Source organism: Streptomyces sp. NPDC043738 (genome assembly GCF_056436545.1).
In genome coordinates this window covers 62632-69712 of record NZ_JBWKCJ010000040.1, presented here as the reverse complement: position 1 = coordinate 69712, position 7081 = coordinate 62632, and the positions used below count along the sequence as shown (strand labels likewise).

At 72.1% G+C, this 7081-nt stretch carries 10 protein-coding genes; 3 read left to right on the top strand and 7 right to left on the bottom strand.

Features of this window, described 5'->3' with window-relative positions; translation table 11 throughout:
• Positions 1 to 142 precede the first annotated feature (142 nt).
• Positions 143 to 904 carry a class I SAM-dependent methyltransferase gene (locus AC0680_RS34560; protein WP_478636826.1) on the bottom strand — a complete coding sequence of 254 codons (762 nt, stop codon included), beginning with the start codon at positions 902 to 904 and terminating at the stop codon, positions 143 to 145.
• Between the two features lie 94 nt (positions 905 to 998).
• On the opposite strand from AC0680_RS34560, the gene AC0680_RS34555 reads away from it, so the two are divergent.
• Positions 999 to 1628, top strand: a complete 630-nt coding sequence (locus AC0680_RS34555) for a CGNR zinc finger domain-containing protein (protein WP_478636825.1) — start codon at positions 999 to 1001, stop codon at positions 1626 to 1628.
• On the opposite strand, the gene sodX is transcribed toward AC0680_RS34555, so the two are convergent.
• Complete coding sequence (sodX, locus tag AC0680_RS34550) at positions 1532 to 2002, bottom strand: nickel-type superoxide dismutase maturation protease (protein WP_384434209.1); 471 nt, start codon at positions 2000 to 2002, stop codon at positions 1532 to 1534. The two genes, AC0680_RS34555 and sodX, sit on opposite strands and share 97 nt — an antisense overlap.
• 156 nt (positions 2003 to 2158) lie before the next feature.
• Between sodX and sodN the strand changes: the two genes are divergently transcribed.
• The gene (sodN, locus tag AC0680_RS34545) at positions 2159 to 2554 is read left to right on the top strand and encodes a superoxide dismutase, Ni (protein WP_030085982.1); all 396 of its coding nucleotides are present in this window, start codon (positions 2159 to 2161) and stop codon (positions 2552 to 2554) included.
• 140 nt (positions 2555 to 2694) lie between these two features.
• On the opposite strand, the gene AC0680_RS34540 is transcribed toward sodN, so the two are convergent.
• The gene (locus tag AC0680_RS34540; RefSeq protein WP_478636823.1) at positions 2695 to 3339 is read right to left on the bottom strand and encodes a DUF4328 domain-containing protein; all 645 of its coding nucleotides are present in this window, start codon (positions 3337 to 3339) and stop codon (positions 2695 to 2697) included.
• 334 nt (positions 3340 to 3673) lie between these two features.
• Positions 3674 to 4633 carry a LysR family transcriptional regulator gene (locus tag AC0680_RS34535; RefSeq protein WP_478636821.1) on the bottom strand — a complete coding sequence of 320 codons (960 nt, stop codon included), beginning with the start codon at positions 4631 to 4633 and terminating at the stop codon, positions 3674 to 3676.
• Positions 4634 to 4865: 232 nt separating this feature from the next.
• Between AC0680_RS34535 and snpA the strand changes: the two genes are divergently transcribed.
• Positions 4866 to 5531, top strand: a complete 666-nt coding sequence (snpA, locus tag AC0680_RS34530; RefSeq protein ID WP_478636820.1) for a snapalysin — start codon at positions 4866 to 4868, stop codon at positions 5529 to 5531.
• A 281-nt stretch (positions 5532 to 5812) separates the two neighbouring features.
• Here snpA and crcB read toward each other — a convergent pair whose 3' ends face one another.
• From crcB to AC0680_RS34515, 3 genes are read right to left on the bottom strand one after another with little or no spacing between them, the layout of a single operon-like run.
• Complete coding sequence (crcB, locus tag AC0680_RS34525) at positions 5813 to 6187, bottom strand: fluoride efflux transporter CrcB (protein WP_478636818.1); 375 nt, start codon at positions 6185 to 6187, stop codon at positions 5813 to 5815.
• A complete protein-coding gene (locus tag AC0680_RS34520) occupies positions 6184 to 6576 on the bottom strand; it encodes a DUF190 domain-containing protein (RefSeq protein ID WP_478636816.1) in 393 nt (130 codons plus the stop codon). Before AC0680_RS34520 ends, crcB begins: the two co-directional genes overlap by 4 nt.
• Positions 6573 to 7010: a fluoride efflux transporter FluC gene (locus AC0680_RS34515; RefSeq protein ID WP_478636814.1), complete on the bottom strand. Its 438-nt coding sequence runs from the start codon at positions 7008 to 7010 to the stop codon at positions 6573 to 6575. Before AC0680_RS34515 ends, AC0680_RS34520 begins: the two co-directional genes overlap by 4 nt.
• Positions 7011 to 7081 lie beyond the last annotated feature (71 nt).

The window sequence follows — 7081 nt, the reverse complement described above, 5'->3', positions numbered from 1 at the left end:
ATTCTCCTCTTTTAAGCTTCTTCCCCCCCCCCCTCTCCCCTCCCCCCCCCCCCCCCCCCCCCCCCCCCCCCCCCCCCCCCCCCCCCCCCCCCCCCCCCCCCCACCGCTGTTCTCCGGCCCGATGCGCCCGCTTCCCGCCGGACTACTTCAGCCCCAGCACCAGGGCGTCCGTGGGCGAGGCCCACACCGCCCGGGCCTCCGCGAAGCCCGACTCGCGCAGCACCTGGGCGTGCCAGGCCACCGACGGCGTGTCCCCGTCCGCGTGCTCGCCGTAGATCGCGAAGCGCTCGGCGGTCGGCTCGGCCAGCCGCGGGTCGGCGGCGGCCAGCTGCCACCACTCGGCCCAGTCGACCGCGCCGGCCGCCTTCGCCGCGTCCATCCGCGCATGCCTGAAGGCCCGCTCGGCGGCGTTGATCCGCGGGGTGGACTCCTCGGGCATGTGGTCGGCGTTCAGGAAGACCCCGCCGTCCCGGACGAGCCTGCCGAGCTGCCCGTACAGCCCGCGCAGGTCCTCGGTGTGCAGCCAGTGCAGCGCGGTGGCGGTCAGTACCGCGTCGTAGGTGTCGTGCGGCAGCTTCGCCGTCCAGTGCGGGTCCTTCAGATCGGCTCGTACGAAGCGGACCCGGGGCTCGCCGTCGAAGTACCCTTCCGCGATGGCCAGCAGCGCGGGATCCAGATCGACGCCCACACTCTCGGCCTTCGGGAACCGCTTCAGGAGCCGGTCGGAGATACTGCCCGTACCGCACGCCAGGTCCAGGACCCGGGGCTCGGGGCCCACCAGCGCCTCGACCATGTCCAGCATCACCCGGAACCGCTCCTCGCGATCGGGGAGGTACCACTCCTGCTGGCGGTCCCAACTGTTCTGCCATGCCTGCCAATCGGCGCCGGCGACGGTCTCGGTCATCGCTTCCCCTCCAGGCCGTAATACCCTCGTAGTATCAACGCCCATTACAACGAGCGAACACCCGCACCTTAACCCCCGCCCGTAAGGACTACAAGTGGAACTGGCCTATTACTCGGACTACGCCGTGCGACTGGTCAACAGCGAGCAGCCCGAGCGCGGCGGCGACAGCCTCACCTCGGTGGAGGCCGTACGCGAGCTCTTCGGCCCGGCCCAGCAGTCCGCCCGGCGCGCGACCGACAGCGACGTCACCCGGCTGCGCACGGTCCGCGCCCGCCTGCGCGCCGTCTTCGAGGCCGCCGACGCCGGCGACGAGGTCCTGGCCGTGGACCTGCTCAACGCCCTGATGATGGAGTTCCCGGTCAGCCCGCAGATCTCCGGCCACGAGTACCGGGACGACGACGGCCGCCCCAAGTGGCACATGCACATCGCCGACCACGCGGCCAACGCCACGGCCGGCTTCACCGCGACCGCCTGCATGGGCCTGGCCTTCCACCTCACCGAGCTGGGCGTGGACCGGCTCGGCATCTGCGAGGCGCGGCCCTGCCGCAACGTCTACGTGGACACCTCGACCAACCGCTCGCGGCGCTACTGCTCCGACCGCTGCGCCACCCGCGCCAACGTCGCCGCCTACCGCGCCCGCAAGCGCCTGGAGAGCGAACGCTCGGCCCTTACGGGACGGACCGCCGACACCGCCCAGGACAGCACCCCGGCGACCGACCGCTGAATCCCCCGCGGCGAGCGGAGGCGCACCCAGGCGCGGGCGACGACCAGTTCGTCCGGGACCGCACCGAATTCCCGGCTGTCGTTCTCGACGAACGGATTGTCCCCCTGGACCCACCAGCCGCCGTCGCACCGCCGCACGGCACGCTTGACGATCAGCAGATCCTGCCGGAACGGGTGCCGCAGCACGACCACGTCACCGGGCCGCACCGCCGCACCGTACTGCACCACCAGCTGGTCACCGGGCAGCAGCGACGGCACCATTGACGGGTTGTAGACCTCGGCCAGGCCGAACGCCCGCAGCAGCCCGCCCCGCTCGTGGCCCGGATCCGCGCCCTCGCCCTGCTCCGGGCCACGCTCGTGCACCCGCTCCGGCATCCCGTACCTCCCGGTCCGACCGCTCACCGGTCCATCCTCCATCAGTCCCAGCGTGACACTGGACTTTTGCCCTAAGACCCCCGGGCCACCCGCGAAAAGCCTTCCCGCACCGAGTAATCTCGCACCTGAGAAGACGATCACGAGGAAGGACTGAACATGCTTTCCCGCCTGTTCGCCCCCAAGGTCAAGGTCAGCGCCCACTGCGACCTGCCCTGCGGCGTGTACGACCCGGCCCAGGCCCGCATCGAGGCCGAGTCGGTCAAGGCCGTCCAGGAGAAGTACCAGGCCAACGAGGACGCGGACTTCCGCACCCGCGCCGTCCTGATCAAGGAGCAGCGCGCGGAGCTGGCCAAGCACCACGTCTCGGTGCTGTGGAGCGACTACTTCAAGCCCCCGCACTTCGAGAAGTACCCGGAGCTGCACCAGCTGGTCAACGACACCCTCAAGGCGCTCAGCGCCGCCAAGGGTTCCAACGACCCGGCCACCGGCCAGAAGGCGCTGGACTACATCGCCCAGATCGACAAGATCTTCTGGGAGACCAAGAAGGCCTGATCTTGGGCTAGGCCCTTTGACCTGCGGTTTCGCGGGTCATATCGCCTTCCTGTCCGCACCCGGTCCGTAAGCCGCCGAACACGGCGTCCCTGACGGACCGGGTGCGGTCTTCTTTGTCCGGGGTCCAGGGCGGACACGCCCTAGCGCAGGTGCTCCTGCTGTGCCGCGGTGAGGGCGCGGACGACGAAGACGCCGGCCACGGCCGCGCCGACGACGGCCGCATCGACCACCAGGAGCTGGGGTGCGCCGGTGTAGGCACGGGCGATGACGGCGTCCGTGGTGCCGGCGTACAGGCCCGCCCCGCCCAGGGAGCCGACCAGCCACAGGCCCCACCACCAGTTCACGGCGCGGGGCAGGCGCTCGCCGGGGGCGCCGGCATGGTGGATGTCCGCGACGATCCCCCGGGGGATCCACAGGTTGGCGACGGGGACGATCCAGCCGGCGTAGACCCATGGCCAGGCGTAGCGCGGGCGCCGGCCCGAGAGGGTGTGCGCGTTGTCCCGGACGCGCCACAGCCAGGCCAGGAAGGCGATCGCGCAGAGCACCGTGACCGCGTCTCCCAGGGCGCTGACGAGGTGGTAGCCGTTCTCCAGCGCGGTCAGCGTGCGATGCCGGCCGTCGCCCTGGTCCGGCGGTCCGGACGGCGGCTGTCCGGCCGTGGCGAGCTGGATCTGCCACGCGGCCCGGGCCGCCCAGGCCGCCCCGGCGAGGACGAGGGCGGCGACGGCGCAGAGGGCCGCTCCCCGGACGGGGCGCAGCGCGGGCGGCGTTGTGTGATCGTTCACCTGGTCGTCCTTATTCCTGCGGAAGGGCGCGTCGGCCGCGGGCCACTCCGTCGTGCCGGCGTCCCCCTCGACGTTGAGGGGGGGGAGAAATGGGGGTGCCCCGCGGCGTTCGGGGCGGCCGACGCCATGGGCGCACCGTCGCGGGGGAACGGCTCCGAGCGGACCCGTCCGGCCACTGTAGCGAAGGAGCCTTCCACGCCGGTGACCTGTGCGGGTACGGCCCCGCGGGGAGGGGCGGTGGTGGCGGGTGGTGACCGCGCTGCCTGCGTGCTGAGCGGTCGGCGACGGCTGCTGCACAGGGCCCGCGGGCCGGGCCCCGACCCGTCGGAACCGCCTAGGTCGCCACCGGCAGCGGCCCGTCATGGCGTACGAGCCAGGCCCGATAGGCCTCGCTCGCCCAGGCGATCTCCATGTACGAGGCGGTCAGGTCGGCGAACAGGTCGTCCTGGGAGGCTGCCGGGGTGCCGTCCTGGCGGCAGGCCATGAAGAGGCGGACGGCCAGCGGGTCGCCGTACAGCGGGCGGATGGCCATGCCGTGCCGGGAGCGGGCGGTCGGCTGGCAGGGGGTGACCACCTCCCCGGCCGTGACCAGGTCGACGGCGGTGAGGTAGTCGCCGTGGACGACCCTGGGGTTGACGCCGGCCGCGGTCCAGATGCGCCGCAGGCCGGCCCATTCGCCGTCCACGGTCGGGTCCACCATCCACTGGTCGTCGGCGAGGTCCGCGACCCGGACGATCTCCTTGGCGGCGGCCGGGTGGGAGTCCGCCAGCGCGATGAACTGCGGTTCCCTGGCGATGAGTTCGTGCTCGACCAGGCCGTCGGGAATCCGCAGCGGCACGCCCTCGACCTCGTGCACGAAGGCGGCGTCGAGCTGCCCCATGGCGACCATGTGCAGCAGGGCGTTGGCGGACACATCGGTACGTATCGTCGTGTCCGTCTCCGGCAGCCGCACCCGCAGCCGGCGCAGCCAGCCGGCGACCGCGGGGCTGTTGGTGCTGCCGATGTGCAGCCGTGCGCCCCGTTCGCGGTGGGAGGCCGAGGCGACCTCGTCGACAAGGGCCCGCATTTCGGCCACTATCGGTCTCGCCCGGCACAGCACCGAATGCCCCAGCGGCGTCGGCCGGCTGCCGGTCGACTCCCGGAAGAAGAGCTGGCCGCCCAGGGCCTTCTCGATGCGGTGGAGCTGGGTCGTCAAGGATGGCTGGGTCATGCCCAGCTGCCGTGCCGCCTTGCGTACGCTGCCTGAGTCGGCGATGGCGCACAGCGCGCGAAGATGCCTTACCTCGAGCTCCACGTCGGGAGCATAGCTACCACGGCATCCGTCACACCAGACTCTCAAACCCGCTGGAACTCGCCTTTTTTCCCAAGGCGCTTGGCAGGGGTATAGAGCGGTGCTATCGCCACCTGGCATCTCCGTCTTCCGGGTGAACTGCGTCCAGACTCAACGGCACCAAGAAATCCGCAGGGCCCCGGTCGCCGCCCCACACGGCGACCGTACGGCCCTCGGAAATTAAGGAGCCCCCCACATGAGATCTCCTAAGACGGCGCTGTCGGCGGCGCTCGGTCTGGGCCTCGCCGCCACCCTCGCGATCGCCGCGCCGGTGTCGGCATCCTCCCCCTCCCCCGCCAAGTCCGCCCACAGCACCGCCGCTTCGATCGCGGCGTACAACGGGTCGGCGGCGGAGAAGGCCGACACCAAGGCGTTCTTCGAGGCCGTGATGAAGTCTGCCAGGGCCAAGATGAAGGCCAACCCGCACGCGGCCTCGGTCACCGTGACCTACGACGCCAGCGCGGCGCCGACGTTCAAGGGCCAGATAGCCGAGAGCGCGTCGATCTGGAACAGCGCCGTGAAGAACGTGCAGCTGCAGGAAGGCAGCGGCGGCGACTTCCAGTACCGCGAGGGCAACGACCCGCGTGGTTCGTACGCCAGCACCGACGGCCACGGCAAGGGCTTCGTCTTCCTGGACTACCAGCAGAACCAGGAGTACAACTCCACCCGCGTCACCGCGCACGAGACCGGCCATGTGCTGGGTCTGCCGGACCACTACGAGGGTCCGTGCAGCGAGCTGATGTCCGGCGGCGGCCCCGGCACGTCCTGCCAGAACAGCCAGCCGGACGACAACGAGCGCGCCAAGGTGGAGCAGCTGTGGGCCAACGGCCTGGCGGGCGTCCACTTCGGCAAGGCGTCCTGACCCGGCGCCCGGCCTGAATCGCACCACACCTTCTGCACCGAAAAGCACGTTCGCGCACCACGAGTTCGGCGGTGGTCCGCGGTCCGGACCGTAGTGACGGTGGGCGGTCCGGCCCCCGGCCTGGGGCTGACGAGTGCCGGAACCTGGCGGCCGGCCCTCGTACCCCCACCAGCCCTCGCAGTTCCTGCGCCGCCCAGAGCGGTGGGGCTCCTCCACGAGCCCCACCGCTTTCGTGTGTCCGCCGCCGGGTGCCCCCGGCCCGCGACCGGCTCGCCTCGGCCTCAGCCCCACAGGGCCCGGGCGGCGGCCGCACCGGCGAACGCGGCCGCCAGCGCGGCCAGCACGCTCGCCGCGGCGTTGAGCACGGCGTAGCCCCGCGCCCCGTCCGCCGCCAGCCGGAACGTCTCGTAGGAGAACGTCGAGTAGGTCGTCAGGGCGCCGCACAGGCCGGTGCCCACCAGCAGCTGGACGTGCGAGGAGGCGGCGCCGGCGGCGGCCGCGCCGGTGAGCAGGCCGAGGATCAGCGAGCCGACGGCGTTGACGACGAAGGTCCCCCACGGGAAGACCGTGCCGTGCCTCGACTGGACCCAGCGGTCGGTCAGGAAGCGCAGCGGCGCGCCGACCATCGCGCCGGCCACCACCAGCAGCCAGTTCACCCGCGGCCGCCCTCCTCCGGGCGTGCGCCGTCGGTGTCCGCGGCCGGGTAGGCGATCATCTCGCACGCGTCGAGCGTCACCAGACCGCCGCCGGCGAGGAGTTCGTCGAGCTGCGGGAGGAAGGCCCGTACCCGCTCCTGCGCGTCGACGACGACGATCGTGACCGGCAGCTCCTCGCTCAGCGACAGCAGCCGCTGGGTGTGGATGACCGAGGTGGCGCCGAAGCCCTCGATACCGCGGAAGACGCTGGCGCCGGCCAGTCCGGCCGCGCGGGCGCGCAGCACGATCTCCGCGTAGAGGGGCTTGTGGTGCCAGACCTCCTGTTCGCCGACCAGGACCGTGAGCCGCAGCGCGGGGGCGCTGCCGGGGTGTGCCGCGCCGTGGGTCATACCGTCCGCCGCCTCAGTGCGAGCAGTGCGCGGGCGGCGACGACCGCGCCCCACACCGCGGCGAGCGCGGCGAGCAGGGTGCCCGCGAGGTAGGTCAGGGCGAGCAGCGGCTGCCGGGCGTCGGTCAGCCGCTGGATGTCGACCGCGTAGGTGGAGAAGGTGGTGAAGCCGCCGAGGACCCCGGTGCCCAGGAAGGGGCGCAGCAGCCGGTGGGCCGTCCAGACCTCGGTGATCAGCACCATCAGCACGCCCATCAGCGCACAGCCCACGACGTTGACGGCCAGCGTCGTCCAGGGGAAGGCGGCGGTGGCGGTGGGCCACAGCAGCGCGGCGCCGTAGCGTGCCGTGGCGCCGACCGCGCCGCCCGCGGCAACCGCGCCGACGACCGGCCACTCGCCCTCCCAGGGCGCCGCCCGGCGGGCTCGCTCGTCCATGTGTCTCCCGGGATCTTCGGCGCCACCAGGCTATCCCCGCCCATTTGACACCACCAAACATGGGATGTTCC